General features: G+C 53.6%; 16 protein-coding genes and 1 pseudogene. 13 read left to right on the top strand and 4 right to left on the bottom strand.

Annotated elements, in window-relative coordinates; translation table 11 throughout:
* The coding region (locus GOX53_RS29635; RefSeq protein ID WP_217351959.1) for a hypothetical protein at nt 1-223 on the top strand (223 nt) is incomplete at its 5' end.
* Between the two features lie 168 nt (nt 224-391).
* Here the strand turns inward: GOX53_RS29635 and GOX53_RS26830 are convergent.
* Complete coding sequence (locus tag GOX53_RS26830) at nt 392-829, bottom strand: histidine phosphatase family protein (RefSeq protein ID WP_171181871.1); 438 nt, start codon at nt 827-829, stop codon at nt 392-394.
* Between the two features lie 579 nt (nt 830-1,408).
* Nucleotides 1,409-1,774: a hypothetical protein gene (locus GOX53_RS26835; RefSeq protein WP_171181873.1), complete on the bottom strand. Its 366-nt coding sequence runs from the start codon at nt 1,772-1,774 to the stop codon at nt 1,409-1,411.
* 154 nt (nt 1,775-1,928) lie between these two features.
* On the opposite strand from GOX53_RS26835, the gene GOX53_RS26840 reads away from it, so the two are divergent.
* The 4 genes from GOX53_RS26840 (at nt 1,929) to GOX53_RS26855 (ending at nt 6,614) form a co-directional block, all read left to right on the top strand.
* On the top strand, nt 1,929-3,908 hold the full coding sequence (locus tag GOX53_RS26840) for a ParB/RepB/Spo0J family partition protein (RefSeq protein WP_171181875.1): 1,980 nt from the start codon (nt 1,929-1,931) through the stop codon (nt 3,906-3,908).
* A 189-nt stretch (nt 3,909-4,097) separates the two neighbouring features.
* Nucleotides 4,098-4,343, top strand: coding sequence for a type II toxin-antitoxin system VapB family antitoxin (locus GOX53_RS26845; RefSeq protein ID WP_171181877.1), 246 nt, complete (start codon nt 4,098-4,100; stop codon nt 4,341-4,343).
* Complete coding sequence (locus tag GOX53_RS26850; protein WP_171181879.1) at nt 4,343-4,762, top strand: type II toxin-antitoxin system VapC family toxin; 420 nt, start codon at nt 4,343-4,345, stop codon at nt 4,760-4,762. The genes GOX53_RS26845 and GOX53_RS26850 overlap by 1 nt, the downstream gene beginning before the upstream one ends.
* Before the next feature lie 877 nt (nt 4,763-5,639).
* Nucleotides 5,640-6,614 (top strand): agmatinase, encoded by a 975-nt coding sequence (locus GOX53_RS26855; RefSeq protein WP_171181881.1) that lies wholly within the window; start codon nt 5,640-5,642, stop codon nt 6,612-6,614.
* Nucleotides 6,615-6,628: 14 nt separating this feature from the next.
* Here the strand turns inward: GOX53_RS26855 and GOX53_RS26860 are convergent, their stop codons facing one another.
* Both GOX53_RS26860 and GOX53_RS26865 read right to left on the bottom strand, forming a co-directional pair.
* Complete coding sequence (locus tag GOX53_RS26860) at nt 6,629-7,054, bottom strand: hypothetical protein (protein WP_171181883.1); 426 nt, start codon at nt 7,052-7,054, stop codon at nt 6,629-6,631.
* Nucleotide 7,055: 1 nt separating this feature from the next.
* Nucleotides 7,056-7,844, bottom strand: coding sequence for an IclR family transcriptional regulator (locus GOX53_RS26865; protein ID WP_171181885.1), 789 nt, complete (start codon nt 7,842-7,844; stop codon nt 7,056-7,058).
* 887 nt (nt 7,845-8,731) lie between these two features.
* Between GOX53_RS26865 and GOX53_RS26870 the strand changes: the two genes are divergently transcribed.
* The 8 genes and pseudogenes from GOX53_RS26870 to GOX53_RS26905 all read left to right on the top strand — a co-directional run.
* The gene (locus GOX53_RS26870; protein ID WP_171181887.1) at nt 8,732-10,237 is read left to right on the top strand and encodes an ABC transporter substrate-binding protein; all 1,506 of its coding nucleotides are present in this window, start codon (nt 8,732-8,734) and stop codon (nt 10,235-10,237) included.
* Nucleotides 10,238-10,329: 92 nt separating this feature from the next.
* Nucleotides 10,330-11,286 (top strand): ABC transporter permease, encoded by a 957-nt coding sequence (locus GOX53_RS26875; RefSeq protein WP_171181888.1) that lies wholly within the window; start codon nt 10,330-10,332, stop codon nt 11,284-11,286.
* The gene (locus GOX53_RS26880; protein WP_171181890.1) at nt 11,267-12,139 is read left to right on the top strand and encodes an ABC transporter permease; all 873 of its coding nucleotides are present in this window, start codon (nt 11,267-11,269) and stop codon (nt 12,137-12,139) included. The genes GOX53_RS26875 and GOX53_RS26880 overlap by 20 nt, the downstream gene beginning before the upstream one ends.
* Entirely contained in the window at nt 12,136-14,217 is a 2,082-nt protein-coding gene (locus GOX53_RS26885; protein WP_171181892.1) for an ABC transporter ATP-binding protein, read from the top strand. The genes GOX53_RS26880 and GOX53_RS26885 overlap by 4 nt, the downstream gene beginning before the upstream one ends.
* Nucleotides 14,218-14,281: 64 nt before the next feature.
* Nucleotides 14,282-15,418, top strand: coding sequence for an arginine deiminase family protein (locus tag GOX53_RS26890; RefSeq protein WP_171181894.1), 1,137 nt, complete (start codon nt 14,282-14,284; stop codon nt 15,416-15,418).
* Nucleotides 15,419-15,602: 184 nt separating this feature from the next.
* Entirely contained in the window at nt 15,603-16,586 is a 984-nt protein-coding gene (locus GOX53_RS26895; RefSeq protein ID WP_171181895.1) for an agmatinase family protein, read from the top strand.
* Between the two features lie 80 nt (nt 16,587-16,666).
* Nucleotides 16,667-16,885: pseudogene (locus tag GOX53_RS30410) on the top strand (IS6 family transposase); the annotation flags it as partial.
* Nucleotides 16,886-17,111: 226 nt separating this feature from the next.
* On the top strand, nt 17,112-17,505 hold a 394-nt coding region (locus GOX53_RS26905), incomplete at its 3' end, for an aldehyde dehydrogenase family protein (RefSeq protein ID WP_171181898.1).

Genomic DNA, 17,505 nt, shown 5'->3' on the forward strand with positions numbered 1-17,505 from the left:
GCGTCGTTCACCTTTGGTTAATGTTGCGCAAACGCGTTTTAGCCAAGCAATGGTGCGGCAGAGACGAAGCGTCACGATACGGCGGGCAGCACAGTTACACGAACCTTCAGCAACGCTGGTGTTCAAATCCGCAGGCAGCCAAACTTTTTACGAAGGTCATGTTTTTACACAGATTCTGTGCGTGGGCTGGCGCATCGATAGCTTGAACTCCGGCGCGATTTGAAATGTTCAATCCCGCCACAGGCCTAATGTGGGCACCCGATACGAGTTTGGGATGCTGTGGCGCGGCCCGTCGAAAAAGACATTCTCTACAAGCGCGCGATCCGGGTTCCAATATCAGGATAGCCCCGAAAATCTTTGATGCCGCACGGGCCCCTGTCATCCTCTTTGATCAAGGCGTGGGTGTGCCATAGCGCAGACGTTGCAGATGCGGTGTATGTTCGTGGATGTGAATCGCAAACAAGCGATCGAACTGGTGTTCCTCCAATTCCGGCACCGACGGGATGCCAAGTTCATTTGCGATGTCATCCAATGTGTTTGAATGCCCGATGATCAGCACGCTGCCATCGGGAAACTCATTCCGCGCCTTGGTAATCACCTCAGCGGGGTTCCCGGCGTCGTAATGAACAGGGTCGACCAGGTCGAGCGCCTCCGCAATGGTTTCACCCGTCATCTGCGTGCGCAGGAATTGCGTAACATACACTGCCTCGAGTTTGGTGTCGGTCAAGATATGAGCCAGGACCTTGGCCCGCGCCCGACCTGCGTTGGAAATTGGAGGGTTTGTACCGATGTCGGCCTTTTCGGCATGACGTGTGAAAAAAATGACCATGACTGCTCCAACGTTCTTCGAAAAAAACAAAAGGTTTGGGTCGCGTCGTACGTAGATTAGCGGTGCGGCGCTGCAAAAAAGCGGGCTGGGGACGCATTCCCTTACCCTGACAGGCCTATCCTAAGGGCTCAGCGAAGGATGTGCCAAGAGTAGAGTAGTCAGTCAGTATGACGATGCGGACTTGCATCTCTGTGACCTGGCACTCGAAGACGTTGGCCACCAGGTGTCTTTTATGCAGTTTCACAAGATCCGCTTCAAACTCTGAAGATGGGCACCATCCATTCCCAGCCAGCTAGACCAAGGTACGGCGCCGCTGCAGCGCACTCCACCAATGTTCCCCCTCGGGTGCTCTGGTAGGACCACCACAAACCAACCAGAGGTCGCGCCACAGCGACTAAAAGCCAGCTTGTAAGCAACCAGGTGAACGCAAATGGAACGCCTCGTTAATGCTCCGTTCATCTTTTCTCAGGCCGAAACGCATTGACAATCTGCTGATGCGCCCACGAATGCCCAACAGCCAATTTGTTGAGGGCTTTACGCAAGAGACCATGGACGAATGAGGGCGCGCAAACCGATCGTCTAGGCAAAAACAACGCCCGCTAAAAATCCGAAAAAGATCCCCATCGAGGCGACAGTAAAAGTCAAAGGGCAGGGCCAGTCATTGTGAAGATCTAGCCCCAGGGCCATCTTTTCCCGCTGCCGGCCTTCGGTGATCAGCTTGAAAACCATGTCACCCCAGACACCGCATTTGCTGCAGGAAAGCCTGTCCTGCACGTGTCGCAGGCGCCGCTGTGGTCCGAGCCTGGCCAATTGTTTTGGTCCTTCCAGCCGAACCAGGCGCCCGCAATTCTGGCAGGACAAGAACACGACGGCATTGTCTTCGATGAGGTTACGGACATAGATCGGCATTTTGCCGTTATAAGAACAAAGATAGAACATATGCAATGCCTGTCCATCTCAGGAGGGTCGGACGGGGACGGCCAGGGCGGCGCCGGCGGGCAGACCTCCAACCGACGGCGCGGCCTGAAAGGAAAAGGGAACCTTTTGATTTTTTGATCCCGGGAAGGGGATCGAGAAACCGATCAAAAGGAGCCGATCGATGGCCAACTCAACCTACACAGAAACCTTTGTCCCTCTCAACAAATTGGTGATCCATCCCGACAACGTCCGGGCCAAAAGTGAAGAAGCGCATGACGAGGGTAATATCCGACCGCTGGCGGCTAATATTGCCGTGCGGGGCCTTCTCCAGCCGCTGATCGTGCGCCGCCTGGAGGATGGCAAATACGGCGTCGTCGATGGCGGCCGGCGCCGGGCCGCGCTGACCCTGCTTGCAGGCGACAAAACTGCCAAGGGATTCACCAGGGCGATGAAGGTGCCGTGCCGGGAAATGAGCGCGGAAGAGGGTGCCGTTGTCTCTGTCAGTTTCTCCGGCAACCTGCAGCTGCCGATGAGTGCGCTGGAACGGTATGAGGCTTTTGCCGCGATGCAGGACAAGGACGGTGCCGATGTCGCAACCATCGCCCGCGCCTTTGCCATCACCGACCGCCAGGTGAAAGAGGCGCTCCGGCTGGGCAACATCCATCCGGAGATCCGCGCCGCATACCGGGCCGGCAAGCTGAACCTCGAGGCGCTCAAGGCATTCGATGGCCACCCGGATCCCGAAGTGCAGCTGGCGACCTTCAAGGGCCAGATGGAAGAGTTCGGCCACATCCAGGAATGGCGGGTGCGCAGCGCGTTCCGGACCCGGTTCGTCCGGGTCGGCCACGCGCTCGGCCAGTTCATCAAGGAGGAATACATCGCTGCCGGCGGGGACATCGTTGCCGATCTCATCGAAGAAGACAGCATCCTGTCGGACGGTGCGCTCATTGACGAGCTGCTTGCGCAGAAGCTTGACGATCTCGCAGAGCAAAAGCGTGCGGAGTTGGGCTTTGCCTGGGCAGAGGCCCACACGTCCATCGATTGGGGTGAGCTGAGCGACTACGGGCGCGTCTATCCCCAACCCGTCGATCTCGACGAAGAGGACCAGGCCCGCGCCGAAGCGCTGATCGAGAAGATGGACAAGATCGAAGAGGAGAGCCACGAAGCCACATCGGCTGAAGACCTGGACCGGCTCGACGATGAACACGAAGCACTGAACCAGGAATACGAGGCTCTCACCAATGCCTATAGCGAAGGTGACAAGGCCATTGCCGGCGTGATAGCCATCTGGGACACGTCCCATGTGGATTACCGGATCGGCTTTGTCCGCCCGGAGCATATGCCGGATCAGGAGGATGAACCGGCAGGGCAGGGGGCCCGGACCGAGGATCCGGCCGATGCCGCCCCGGAAGACACAGGTCCGAAGATCTCCGCCAAGCTCCGCGATGACATGGCCCATGTCCGCACCCGGGCCATCGGCGTGGCGCTGGCGCAATCACCCGCGCTGGCACGGGACTATGCGGATTTCACCCTGATCACATCCGTCCTGAAGTCCGGGTATGTTCGCACTGCGTCGACGATCTCGGCCTCCCGGGCCAATTACGGGCCGCTTGAGCCGGAGGGCAGCCTGAAACAGATCGAAGATGTCTACGGCGCGCTGCAGGAGGGTCTGGAGCTCGATTGGCTGGAACTGGACGGGGCAGGGGCCTTCAACGCCTTCCGAGGCCTGTCTGATGACGCCAGAAGGGCACTCCTGGCCTTTGCAGTGGCGCACACGCTGGAACCCCGGACAGCACCAGGTCTGAACAATCCGGTGCGTGAGGTTGTCGAGCGTGAAGCTCTGCCGAACATCCGCGATGTGTGGACCCCGGATGAGAGCTTCCTCAAACGCCTGATCAAGCCGGATCTGCTCAAGGTGCTCCGGGACGTGGGACTGCGCAACGAGGCCAAGGTCTACGAGGATGGCAAGAAATCGAAGCTGGTCGAATACATGACCAAGCTCTTTGCGGAGCCCTTTGCCACACTGACCGACGAGCAGCGGACATCCGTCACCAGCTGGGCGCCGGAGCTCATGGCCTTGCCGGCGCAGGACAATGACCACATCGCACCGGACGCGGAAGGCGATCCCGGCGACGACGAGATGGCCGTTGCCGCTGAGTGAACATGACAACGCCGATCAGCCGTCCGATCCGGGCGGCTGGTTTCACAGATCACGCGCCTTCTACAAAAAAAACTGGCAGGGAACGAAGGTGCCCTGTTCGAACCAAGGGAAGCGTCCTGAATATGCGCAGCCGCATTGCTTGAATATCCCACTTGGGATATACATATATCAAGCAGGAGGATATACACGATGCCGCTCTATATTCGCGACGATGCCGTAGACGAACTGGCAAAACAGGTCATGAAGGCCACCGGCGCCAAAAACAAGACTGAGGCCGTCCGTGCCGCTTTGCAAGCCCGGCTTGCCGCCGAGAAGAACAAGAAAACCCTGCTTGAACGCATCCAGCCAATCCTCAAGCGGGCCGATGCGCTTGGCGAGCCGGACCCGGACTTTGACATGAAGAAATACACCGACGACATGTGGGGCGGAATGTGATGTTCATCGACGCCTCAGCCATTGTTGGCATCCTGCGGCAGGAGCCGGGTTATGAGGACCTGGTGCGGCGCATAGACGACGTGACCGGCCAGCTCTACACCTCTCCGCTGGCGCGCTACGAGGCCAGCGTTGCCTTCGCCCGGTCCCGGTCAGGACAGCACAAGGCGCCGTCACCGGATCTGCTGACCGAATGCGCGGCGATCGTCGCGGAGTTTCTCAAGGAGCTTTCCGTGCGCGACATTCATATCACCAGCAGCATCGGAGACGCCGCGATCCGGACGGCAGCGGAATATGGCAAGTCCGTTGGCCACCCCGCAGACCTGAATTTCGGGGACTGTTTTGCTTACGCCTGCGCTAAAGCCTACCGTCTCGGGCTCATCTACAAGGGCGATGACTTCGCCAAAACCGATCTGGCATGACCCGCACCTCCCGGCCCGAATGCCCCGGCATCAGGTCCTTCGGTCCATTGCCGCAGGTTCCTGGCGTTTCAAGCGATGGACAATCGTAGCAGACAGTCCTATGCCATCATCGCAATCGGGCAAGAGCAGGTCCCAAATGGGCCCAACCGCCCCGAAGCTGCATATTTGGGCGTTATGAAGAACATGACATGAACACGTCGCGTTGGCCTGTAACTTTAGAGTCCATCCGGCTGAAAAAGTGTCACATATAGTGCAGCGCATCCCATATGTGACACTGCAATCTGTCACATTCGATCGTCCCCTGTGGGTCTACTCAATTGCGACGCAATGTCGACAGCTGCCATTCATGCCGCATGCAGCAAATTCAACGGGAGAGCCCAAACTCACCGATGCTGCAATTTGCAGAAATGGCCGGAACGACCTAGCAAACCGGACTTTGTGGAATCTACCGAAAGTGTCTCAGCCTTCGAGACCCAAGCAAATTCCAATTCCAATTGAAGGACCTGAACACTGAATTATTCCGCCTAATTGAATCAGATCAGAAATAAATTTGCTTAACTGTGCAAGATACCAAAGCGAGTGTGATATCCATCCTCATGCAATCATCTTTTTGAATACGCTTCATCGGATCTAGTTGCCACTCCCACATTCGCTCCGCAAACCTACCAAAAAATCGAGTGCGATCTGAATAAGAGCAGCGGATCGGTTACCAAATAATAGCTTGACAAGCAGTTTAGGCTGTTTAGGTTGCCGAAATTGGGATGCTATGTAGCGAGATAGGCTATTCAATAGCCATATGGACTGTCTGCCTGCCTATTCAACTGTCACAATGGCGGGCGTTCCAGTCCGCTCACGCACTGACCAAGGAGATCCTTCAATGACCGTGCCGTTAACCGTCGCCCCGCGCCAGAATTTCAAGAGCTTTCTCGACATTCCGCTCGCCCTCGACCTCGACGCCCTAGAGGCCGAGGGTGCGCATGTCGCGATCCTGGGCGTTCCCTACGGCGATCCCTATTCGATCGACGAGGTGACCAACGACCAGACCAATGCGCCCACAGCCGTGCGTCAGGCTTCTGGCCGGGCCGGCAAAGGATGGGAACGTTGGGATTATGACCTGGGCGGCACGGTTCTCGATGGCCGTCCCGTGAAAATGGTCGATTGCGGCGACGTGTCGGGCGAGGCGCGCGACCTGGACGGCCATTATCGCCGGGCCGAGGCGGCGGTGCGCAGGATTCTCGCGGCCGGTGCCATGCCGGTTACCATCGGCGGTGATCACGGCGTGCCGATTCCCGTGCTTCGGGCCTTCGAGGGCCGCGGGCCCATTACCCTGGTGCATCTCGACGCCCATCTCGATTGGCGGGACGAATTGCACGGCGCACGCGAAGGTTATTCCAGTACAATCCGCCGCGCCTCGGAAATGGGCCATATTGAGGAGATCTTCCAAATCGGCCTGCGCTGCCAGGGTAGCGCCCGGGCCGAGGAAGTCGACGCCGCGCTCAAGCACGGCTGCCACCTCATAACCGCCTCCGAACTTCATGACAGGGGCATGCAGGCGGTGCTGGAGCGCATACCAGCCAACGGCAACTACTACCTCACCATCGACGCCGATGGCCTTGACCCCGCCGTCATGCCAGCAGTGGGGGCGCCGGCACCAGGCGGCGTCACCTATAACCAGACCTGCAAGTTGATCCACGGCCTCGTCGCCAAGGGCCGGGTGGTCGGCATGGATATCGTCGAGATCATGCCCAAGCTGGACGTGAATAACATCACCAGCATCACCGCCGGGCGGTTGATCCTCAACCTGATCGGAACGGCAACCCGAGCCGGCTATTTCGACTATTTCGAAGACTGAGAAGAGACTACTGCCTAGGGGTCAAACCGGCCTGCCGAAATTGGACGTTCCGGCCAAGCCACGTGACTGCGGTAGCGCCCGCCGGCTCCGTCGCAATTGCCGAGCAGAACGATCCGGGCACAGTCCAATTCGGCGCCCGACCAGACCATTGGGATCTGCTTCACCTCATCCTCCGACCGGCTGTCGTACTCCATCATCGCAGCACGAAAGGCTTCGTCGGCCAGTCTGCGGGTGAAGTCGTTCCCCCGCCATTGTTCTCGGTCTTGACAATAACGGCGACCATTTGATCCTCGACGATAAACGCCTTCAGACCCGTCACGCCAGAGAAATTCTTGATTTCGACCTATCTCCAGCACCACGATACCTTCAAGCGGGAGATTTTTTGGACAGTCATCTCCAGTCTCTCTTTCTTGATTGTTGTCATGACGCAGCCTGAACATCCTATCGCCCCGGTTGCCTCCATCCTAGTTGCCGGGAAAGTTTCATGGCGTCAGCCAGCAAAACCTCTTCGCAGGATTTGCGGATTTGACGAGTGAAGCGGCTACTAGGCCCGGAAATGGAAAGCGCTCCTACCAGTTCTTGCCCATTGTCCAACACGGGGGCTGCCATGGCAAAGACATCGGACTCACTCTCGCCTTTGCTGATGGCCTTCCCCTGGTTTCTAACTATTTCCAATTCCTTTAGCAGCCTATTTTTGTCGGTGATCGTCGTTGCCGTGCGCTTGGGCAAACCGGTCTTTGCCAGAACGGTTTCGACGACCTCTTCGGGTGAATACGCCAGAATGACTTTGCCGGCAGCTCCGGTATGCAAATCCTTACGTTGCCCCTCTGAAGTGGCATGGCGGATGGCATGCGTGCCTTCCTCACGCGCCAGGACGACGCGCTCGCTGCCTTCCCTGACATGAAACGTGGCGGACTCCCCGGTTTTCAGGGTAATGTCCCTCAAAACGGGCCTGACCATGGAAAGAATGAGGCGGTTGCGTTCGAAGACTTTTCCGAGTGCAAATATCTTTGGGCCGATACTGAAGGCCCCGGTTGCGGGGTCAGCCATCAAGCAGCCTCTGTGCGTGAGCGTTCCCGTCAGGCGCATCACCCGGTTGCGGGTGAATCCGGTGGCCTGCATGATTTCATTGGTGCTGAGGCCCGGCTTGGCCAAAAAACATTCCAGTACATCAAGGGCGGCTAGCACAGCCTCCACGTGGCGATCGGCCTGGCGTATCGGTGTTTTCATAGTATTGTCACATTAATCCAGGTTGGTTGAAAGAGGTCAAACTTCGGCTATTAAGTAGGTCCAGCCGCTCTATTTCAAGCGTCAAATGCTTCCAGGCGGTGATATCCAATTGTTAGTACCGAGCGACGGCGGGCTGGAACAGAGCGGCAATTTCGGATCGAGGAGTGGATCGATGCGAACCGCTGCAAATTTTCCGGCGACCGATATCCCTTACGCCTCTCTTTCTTGCTTTCGGAATGGCAGGTGGCCGTATTCGGCCCCATTGTTGCGACCCTTTGTGTGATCAGGTTTCAACACCCAGAGTGATCTCGCACCTGGCGGTACCATATCAGAACAGCTTGTCAGTGATGAAGTGTTTTCGCGTTCCATAGGCGCCTCTTCAACTTCCCGAAAGTTCAGATTGAAACGTCAAAGGTGGCAGATCACATGGGCGATGATTTCTGACAGAAACCGATGAAATTTGTCGCTGAACGATATTGTCCCCATCATAGCTGGCTACTTGCAAATCCTGCTGACAGCGACTTGCGGTTTTTGTGGCAACGCCTTCTTTTTCAATAACGCTTCATTGGAATTAATAGCTTTTTCCACATTCAGCTCTGCAAATCTAAGAGCAAATTGGACAAGAGCGGCGGATGGGTTGCCAAATAAATGGCTTGACAAACAGTGCGAGTTGTTTCACTAGCTGAAGGCAAGATGCTAGATAGCGCAACTGGCTACAGAATAGCTACAAGAGTTGGTTGCCTATTCGGCTGTGAAGCAGGAGCACTGACACACCGAAATCAGTGTGCCCGATCGATCAGGCCTATGAATATTGGGTACGACACGGTTGGGAAGGTGATCCAGGGAAAGTGACCCAAAGCAACAAAAACATAAAACAGGAGGAGACGATGAAAAGTATGATCTTGGTAAGGAAATGTGTTCTTAGGTTCGCAGTTTTGCTGTCACTTTTTTTGGCCATGCCGTTTACCGTGCAGGCTGGTGGAGTGCTAACGGTCGCTGTTGGAACCAACCTTAACAACCTGGATCCCGCCAAGGCAAAACTTGCTGAGGAAAGCATTTATGGATTCATGGTTTTTAACGGGCTGACTATGATTGACAGCGACCTCATCACTAAACCTGATTTGGCAGAGCGCTGGGAAAGTAGTGACGATCTTAAGATCTGGACGTTTTACCTACGCAAGGGGGTCAAGTTTCACCATGGCCGAGAACTCAATGCGGAAGATGTGGCCGCAACCATCGAGCGTATACTTGTTAAGGAAACAGGGTCCAAGGCCAGGGTCGACTTCCTGGTAGTAGATGAAATCCAAGTCTTGGATAAGTACAGGATTCAATTCAAATTGAATTCCCCATACGCTGACTTTCCGGAGATTTTGGCCCACCGACGCGCAGGAATTGTCCCTAGTGATCGTATTGACACATTGACCACAGCACCAATCGGCACCGGTCCCTTCAAATTCAAGTCATATACTCCAGGGGATCAATTAGAATTGGTTAAGAACGCTGACTATTTTGAGGGTGCTCCTCATTTGGATGGCGTTACGATGCGCATCCTTCCCGAAAGCAGTGTAAGGGTTGCTGCTCTCGAAAGCGGAGAAGTTGACGTACTTTGGAGGGCGCCGGTGGAGGCTGCGGATCTGCTGAAAGAAAATCCAAATGTTGTTGTTGAGTCGGTTCCCACGTCCACTTGGGACGCAATTATTATGAACAACAACAATCCGCCCTTTGATAACTTAAAGGTACGGCAAGCCATTCATCTGACCATCGATAAAGAGCAACTCGCCAAGATTGTTCTGTTTGGTAAGGGGACAACTACGCACACTCCAATTCCACCCAGTCACCCGTTTTTCAATAGCAGTATTGGATTCAAAACGGATATTGATAAAGCCAAGAAGCTTTTGGCCGAGGCTGGATATCCAAACGGCTTTGAGATTGAAATGTTTGTACCTGGGAACAAGCCAACCCGAGTACGGCTTGGAGTCGCTGCGCGTGAGATGCTGAAGCCATTGGGCATTGATGTCCAGATTAAACGCGTCACGTGGGACAAGTTTGTTTCAGAGGCTGAGGGTAAGGCCACGTTCTACACCAGTGGGTTCAGTGCGCGTAGCACACCCGATACAATGCTTTACCCCTGGTACCACAGTAACGGATCTTGGAACAACGGACTTTGGCACTACAAAGACTCCAGAGTTGACGAACTTCTTGATCTGGCTCGGGAGACTCTCTCTATGGATGATCGCAAGAAGATCTATATGGATATTCAAGAGATTGTGGTTAAGGATCCACCTAGCATAATATCGTACAACCTGAACCACATCGATGCATATCAAAAAGACATCAAAGGACTGCACTCCCATCCAATGATGTGGCTCGATCTCAGAAAAGTTACGAAATAGTTCTTCAAGTAATTGAGCGCTGCTCAAGTTGAAGCCAAATGGTTGCTATGCATTGATTGCAATGTGTAGCAGCCCCAAATCCGGGGCTCTCTATGCTAGTCTATATTCTGAAACGGATCGTTTATATATTCTGCATTTTGGCAGTAATGTCAGTATTGATCTTTGCCATCACCCAGGCCCTTCCCGGCAATGTGGCTCGGATGATCCTCGGTGAATTTGCGACAGTGGATCAAATTCAGGCAATCGAAGAAAAACTAAGACTGAATGACCCCTTACCACTCCAATATTGGCGCTGGGTCTCTGCTTTACTGACGGGCGATTTGGGAGATTCACTGGTTATGGAGCGCCCAGTTGCCCCACTAATTTCGTTAAGTCTCCAACGATCCGCCATCTTGGCATTCATGTCGTTATTCTGTGTAGCCTCTATTGGAATTACTCTGGGCGTAATTGCCGCGGTCAAGCACAATCGGGCACCAGATTATGGAATTTCTTTCTTCAGTTATCTCGGTATTTCGGTGCCGGAATTTTTTTGGGGCATCCTGATAATTCTATTTTTCGCTCGATACCTCGGCTGGATTCCAGCCACTGGTTATGTACCGCTAAGTGAAGGCTTTGGAACCTGGCTCTCACACCTTATTGCCCCAGTGGCGACCCTGACGTTAACTCTTCTCGCCAATATTTCACGCATGACAAGATCCAGTATGCTGGAAGAGCTTGGGACCAACTATGTCACTGCGGCTCGGGCAAAAGGGCTACCAGAAAGAGTCGTTCTTTTTCGCCACGCGCTTAGAAACGCCCTACTCCCAACGATAACCGTCCTGGCAGTCGGGGTGGGCTGGCTTTTCGGCGGCATCGTCGTAGTTGAAACGGTTTTTGCCTATCCAGGGATGGGTAGAATGCTGCTTTTCGCCATTGAACACCGTGATCTTCCTTTGATCCAGGCAGGCATCCTTATCATCACAGCGATCTACTCATTGTCTAATCTGTCCGCCGATCTTCTTTATGCTTATCTCAACCCGAGGATTAGGTATGGCCGAACAATTGCTTAATAAAGATCAAACAAAGGTAAGGCCAAAACGCCGGCGTTTACCTGCAAACTTGATCGTTGGTGGGATGATTGCAGGCATCGTGGTTTTTCTATCCTTTCTTGCACCACTTCTTGCACCATACCCCTATGACCAAATGCATGTGGAATCTCTACTTCAACCACCAAGCGCGGAGTTCTGGTTTGGGACTGATGAATTTGGACGCGACATATTCAGCAGAGTATTGATTGGAGCTCTACCCTCGCTGACAATGGGAATTCTAGCCACCGGTCTGAGCCTCTTGATAGGAGTGCCGATCGGCCTTGCAGCAGGCTATAATAAGGGACGCATCGATGAAATTGTCATGCGGACAATGGATTTGATCATGTCATTCCCGCCAATCATTCTCGCCATGCTCATTTTCGCTGTCACGCCACCGAGTATTTGGAAGGCCGCTGGAGCAATTGGCCTGGTTTGGGTTCCTGTCATGGTTAGGGTGACCCGGAGCGTGACTTTGGATCTGATGCAGGAGGAATTCATTCAGGCCGCCCGTGCCCGAGGCGAAAAAGTTGTATATATTTTGATATTCGAAATACTACCCAACGCGTATCCCATCATAATTGTCCAAGCAAGCATTCGTGTCACCTTGGCGATCCTCTTGGCAGGCACTCTGAGTTTCCTGGGATTCGGGGGGCAACCGCCCCGATCAGACTGGGGCTTGATGATAAGTGAAGCCAGACCGTTTCTTGATGCTGCACCGTGGATTGCGATTGCTCCGGGACTGGCCATGTCTTTCACAGTCATAGGAGTGAACCTGTTTGGCGATGGTCTAAGGGAGTTATTTGATCCGCGACTTAGAGGGAGGGGACGCTCATGACCGACCCAAATAATATTCTTGAAGTGAACCAATTGTCTCTCGCCTATGACACCAGTTACGGATCATTGGTTGCCTTGGATGATGTTTCCTTTGAAATAAAAAAGGGAGAGTGCCTTGGGCTTGCCGGAGAATCCGGTTCTGGAAAAAGCACCGTGGCCCGAGCGATTTTAGGCCTCTTAGGGCCTGAAGCAACCATCAAGAAGGGCTCTTTGATGTATGCGGGCGCCGATTTGAGGGAGCTTTCTCCTGAGGAGCAACGATCCATCAGAGGGAACAAGATCAGCATCGTTTTTCAGGATCCGTTCACTGCCCTCAACCCTTCGCTTACAATTGGCGCTCAAGTTGCGGAACCACTCATATTTCATAAAGGAATGAGTAAATCCGAGGCCCTTGAAAAAGCTGTCGATCTTCTGGCCAGCGTCGGTATCAACCGTCCGCGCGAAATCATCAAGGCCTACCCTCATCAACTTAGTGGTGGAATGCAGCAGAGAGTATTAATCGCTACAGCGCTTTCGTGTGACCCCGATATTCTCATACTCGATGAACCTACTACTGCCCTCGATGTGACTATCGAGGCTCAAATATTAGACCTGTTGGATGAACTTTGCAGAACGCGACAGTTAGGTGTCCTTTTTGTCAGTCACAACTTAGCTGTCATCAATCGTCTGTGTGAGAGAGTCTGCATTCTTTATGCAGGCAGAGTTCTAGAGTACGGCAAAAGCAGCGAAGTTTTCTCACAGCCAAGACATCCTTATACCAAAGGGTTGATAGCATCCTTGGCGAGTCTCGGGTCTGAGGCAACGAATAACCGCCTAACGCCAATCCCGGGCGGTTTGCCAGACATGACTGCTCTTCCGGCCAACTGTGTATTTCAACCTCGATGCCCGTTCAAGGAGAGCAAATGTGCATCCGAGATTCAGCACCTTGCCACTATGGATGATGGCAGGACTGTACGCTGCTGGAAGGCGCAAAAAGAGGCCAACCTCCGCTGGACGGATCTCCCTTCCGACCACGGGGATGTTCCTCAAAAACAAAAAGCATCATTCCAGCCAAGCGAAAAGGGCTTCATTGAAGCTTCTAACCTCACAAAAACCTTTTCCTCCGAAGGCATCCTGTCAGAACTTGTTGCCAAATTAAGTAAACTACATGTCTTCCGCGACCTGCAAAGATCGCCGCACGTCAAGGCCGTAGACGGTATATCCCTAGCCATTGCTCCCGGCGAAGTAATTGGACTTGTAGGAGAAAGTGGTTGTGGGAAATCAACTTTGGCGCGTTGTATGGTCCGCTTGATTGAAACGACATCGGGCGAGATATTTGCAGAAGGAAAAGAAATTAGTCGAGAGCCTGAAAGAAAGCTAAAACACTTTAGACAGTCTGCTCAGATAATATTCCAAAACCCTGATTCATCGCTCAATCCACGCAAGACTGTTGGTCAAATTATTAAACGACCGATGGTTCTTTTCGGGCTATCCCATAATGCGGAGTTGGATCGTCGTGTTAGCGAATTGCTTGAAATGGTTCGTTTGCCTCCGGCCTATGCAGAGCGATACCCCCATCAGCTAAGTGGCGGAGAAAAACAGAGGGTGGGCATAGCCCGCGCCCTTGCCACTTCGCCAAAGTTTATCGTGTGTGATGAGGCTATTTCAGCGCTCGACGTTTCAGTACAGGCAGCAATTATTAACCTTTTGCAAGATTTAAAAGAAAAGCTAAATTTATCCTATCTGTTTATTTCCCACGATCTATCGGTAGTTGCCCATCTTTCAAACCGTATTGCAGTTATGTATCGGGGAATTATTTGCGAAGAAGGAGTGGTCGAGGAAGTGCTTCGCCCCCCATTCCATCCCTACACTGAGGCATTGTTATCCGCCGTTCCTCGTTTCGATGACAAGACTGCAGAGACCACCAGAATTCGGTTGAAAGGTGACGTTTTGGCCATGGCCGAAACCTCCAGGGGTTGCCGATTCCATCCCAGATGCCCTAGAAAAATAGGGAAAATATGCGAGGAAATTACCCCGCCTGTTGTGGAATCGGCTTCCGGACACCGGATCGCCTGCCACCTGCTAACTGATGAGAAGTAAATCCCGACGACGCGCTTAGCGAATAAGCGAGCAGTTGTTTAACAATCTAGCCATAGAGGTACTAATGGACGCGAATGACAAAAAAATAGTCAATTCCTGGAATGAATGGGATCCGTTGAAGCGTGTTGTTGTCGGGCGTGCCGATAATTGCAACATTCAGGCACCGGAACCGGCTTACCAACCAGATTATAGGAAGGATGGTTTGCCATTGGGGATGTATGGGCGTCATCCAGAGGAGGCAGAAGAAAAGGCCAAAGAGTTACTTGATAACTTTGCCAAAATTCTTGAAAAACGCGGTATTATTGTTGATCGTCCAACGCCAATTGATTTCAGCCAGCAAGTTCAGACCCCTGATTGGGTGCAAAAAAACCAGAGAGCTTGTATGGCTCCTCGTGATGTGCTGATGACCGTTGGAAATGAAATACTGGAAGCAACGATGTCCAGGCGGGCCCGTTTCTTTGAATATATTTGTTATCGTGAAATATTAAATCAGTATTTTAACGATGATCCGAACATGAAATGGAATGCGTGTCCCAAGCCGCGATTGACGGATCGCACTTACAAAGAAGGTTTCTGGAAAGAATGGAGAAGCCTGAGCTCTGAGCAAAAACTTGAGCGCGCTAGAAAAAGAGACTGGGCTCTCACCGAAGTAGAGCCAGTGTTCGATGCTGCAGATGTTGGGCGCTTTGGAAAAGATCTTTTTATTCATCATTCAACACTTACCAATAACGCCGGCATTGAGTGGATAAAGCGCCACTTCCCTGACCATAGAACTCACATTGTGGCTTTTGATCAAGAATACCCTTTCCACATCGACTCGACTTTTGTTCCTCTCCGTCCCGGCTTGGTCCTTCAAAATTATACCCGTCCTCCTCTAGGTGAAGAACTACACGAGTTTTTTCGAAAGAATGGATGGGAAATTGTTGAATGTGCGAAACCTGCACATGAAAGAGGAAAGGCTTTTTCGGGAGGGGGCAACTCTCTCGCGATGAATCTTCTCGTGATCGACCCAAAGACTGTTTGTGTTGAAGCAAGCGAGACCGCTCAAATCGAGCAACTTGATAAGCTTGGATTTGAAGTGGTTCCAGTCCCATTTCGGGATGTCGGTCCATTTGGGGGAGGTTTGCATTGTGCGACAGCGGATGTGTATCGAGACGGGACGTGTGAAGATTACTTCCCCAAGCAGATACCTGGGTTTTAACGAAAGCAAAACCGGTTCGGTAATTCTTTCTCAAGAGCGAACTTTAGTATGGCAACAGCATAGATGACATGTATGGGCAAGTTAAATCGATGGGCAACTGCTGCGTCCCAAAAAAAAAGCGAGCACCGATCAAGCCCTAAAGCGGGTTTTCATAGCTTATCACAAAAAGAAAGAGGTGGAGATCATGCAGAGTGAACAGCCAATGCTTCAATTCGCCGGGATTCCTACCTTCATGAGAGCTCCCATCATGCCGGTGGATCAGCTCTCCCCTGGAATGACGGCGGTCATGGGGGTGCCAACGGACTACACCCGCACGGGACGGGCCGGCGCCCGCTACGGCCCCCGTGGCATCCGAGAAGCGTCGCTTCACATATGGAAGTACGCAGACTCCAGCGTCAGTGGTCCGGCCCTGGATCCGGTTACCGGCAACGTCACTCACTACAACCCGCAGACCGGTCGGCTGGCGGATCTGGGGGACATCCCCATTTATCCTACGGACGTGGTGAAGACCGGAGAGTCCATCCGATTGGCCGTGAAGGATGTGGTGAAGAGAGACGCCTTCCCGGTGATTTTGGGTGGCGACCACTTCATTTCCTATCCAGCCTTTCAGGGCTTCAGCGATGCCGTCGTGGCGCGCAACCCCAAGGCCAAGATCGGCTATATCCAGTTTGATGCCCACCTGGATTTGTGGGACAGCAACCCGATCATGGGAAAGCTGAACAACGCCACCAATGCGCGGCGTGTCTCAGAGTTGCCCATGGTGGACCCCAGCAACATGGTGTGGATCGGCACCGGTCACTCCATTCGTGAAGAGCAGTGGAACTGGATCCGAGATAACGGCGCCCACGGCTACTCAATAGCAGACGTAGAGCGCCGAGGGATGCGCGACGTTGTGGAAGAGGCCTGGGAGCATGCCAGCAAGGGCTGCGACACGGTCTACCTCACCGTCGACATAGATTGTGTAGACTCCGCCTGGGCCCCAGGCACCGGTACGCCGAACTTCCACGGCATTCGACCACCCGATCTGCTGGAGGCGGTAGAGATGCTCGCCACTCGAAACATCGGGGCCTTCGACATTGCGGAGGTGGCCCCCAACCTAGATCCGACAGAGATCACCCAGTGGCTTGCCGCTACGGTCGTTCAGAAGTTCATTCGACCTAGGCTCTGACCCAGGGGCAACAAGCATCGGTGTTGTCACATAAACAGCCGCAAGTCGCTGTCAGCAGGATTTGCAAGTAGCCAGCTATGATGAGGACAATATCTATCAGCGACAAACGTCACCGGTTTCTGCCAGAAATCATCGCCCATGCAGTCTGGCTCTATTGCCGTTTCAATCTGAGCTTTCGTGAAGTTGAAGATGTGCTGATGGAACGCGGAACTGAATATTCGCATGCAACGATCCGGCGATGGGTCATGAAATTCGGCGCTGCGATTGCGCGAGGTTTGCGCCGACAGGAGCGCCCAAGCCCACGGCCGCCGATCATGTTGCTCCACTCGGGCCGGATCACTTGAAGTCGGGCCATAACCGTTTGTGGAACTGGTTCGGTGCGGTCAGCTGGACGGCCGAACCTGTCGCCAGCCGCGCCGACGGACGTGTATGCCGGGGATACCATGGCCCAACGTTTTTCTACGTCAACACGGTCGACCACCGGCATGAAGATATCGGGTGGCGACCAGTTCTTGAGGAATTGCTATGACTGTAGATCCCTTTCCCAACTATATCGCCGGAACATGGGCCTCTGCCAGCGGCGTCACCGTCAATACCAACCCATCTGACCTGAATGATACGATTGGTGAATATGCACAAGCCAGTGCCGACCAGACCGCCGAGGCGATCGAGTGCGCGGCTGCCGCATTAAAAAAATGGCGCGCAACATCGCCTCTGATACGGTTCGAAGCGCTGGACGGGATCGGGTCGGAAATTCTCTCCCGGGTGGACGAGCTGGGCGATATGCTGGCCCGCGAAGAGGGCAAAACTCTGTCCGAGGCCAAGGCAGAAGCCCATCGCGCCGGGCATCTTTTCAAGTATTTTGCGGCCGAAGCGTATCGTGCAACTGGCGATACCTACCAATCTCTGCGTGAAGGTG

This window comes from Ruegeria sp. HKCCD8929, assembly GCF_013031405.1.
In the GTDB taxonomy this organism is placed as follows: domain Bacteria; phylum Pseudomonadota; class Alphaproteobacteria; order Rhodobacterales; family Rhodobacteraceae; genus Ruegeria.

What these genes read in the sequence shown, in the direction of transcription:
- GOX53_RS26830 (WP_171181871.1), bottom strand. Translation starts at nt 829, where the DNA reads ATGGTCATTTTTTTCACACGTCATGCCGAAAAGGCCGACATCGGTACA.
- GOX53_RS26840 (WP_171181875.1), top strand. Translation starts at nt 1,929, where the DNA reads ATGGCCAACTCAACCTACACAGAAACCTTTGTCCCTCTCAACAAATTG.
- GOX53_RS26845 (WP_171181877.1), top strand. Translation starts at nt 4,098, where the DNA reads ATGCCGCTCTATATTCGCGACGATGCCGTAGACGAACTGGCAAAACAG.
- GOX53_RS26850 (WP_171181879.1), top strand. Translation starts at nt 4,343, where the DNA reads ATGTTCATCGACGCCTCAGCCATTGTTGGCATCCTGCGGCAGGAGCCG.
- GOX53_RS26855 (WP_171181881.1), top strand. Translation starts at nt 5,640, where the DNA reads ATGACCGTGCCGTTAACCGTCGCCCCGCGCCAGAATTTCAAGAGCTTT.
- GOX53_RS26860 (WP_171181883.1), bottom strand. Translation starts at nt 7,054, where the DNA reads ATGTTCAGGCTGCGTCATGACAACAATCAAGAAAGAGAGACTGGAGAT.
- GOX53_RS26865 (WP_171181885.1), bottom strand. Translation starts at nt 7,844, where the DNA reads ATGAAAACACCGATACGCCAGGCCGATCGCCACGTGGAGGCTGTGCTA.
- GOX53_RS26870 (WP_171181887.1), top strand. Translation starts at nt 8,732, where the DNA reads ATGAAAAGTATGATCTTGGTAAGGAAATGTGTTCTTAGGTTCGCAGTT.
- GOX53_RS26875 (WP_171181888.1), top strand. Translation starts at nt 10,330, where the DNA reads ATGCTAGTCTATATTCTGAAACGGATCGTTTATATATTCTGCATTTTG.
- GOX53_RS26880 (WP_171181890.1), top strand. Translation starts at nt 11,267, where the DNA reads ATGGCCGAACAATTGCTTAATAAAGATCAAACAAAGGTAAGGCCAAAA.
- GOX53_RS26885 (WP_171181892.1), top strand. Translation starts at nt 12,136, where the DNA reads ATGACCGACCCAAATAATATTCTTGAAGTGAACCAATTGTCTCTCGCC.
- GOX53_RS26890 (WP_171181894.1), top strand. Translation starts at nt 14,282, where the DNA reads ATGGACGCGAATGACAAAAAAATAGTCAATTCCTGGAATGAATGGGAT.
- GOX53_RS26895 (WP_171181895.1), top strand. Translation starts at nt 15,603, where the DNA reads ATGCAGAGTGAACAGCCAATGCTTCAATTCGCCGGGATTCCTACCTTC.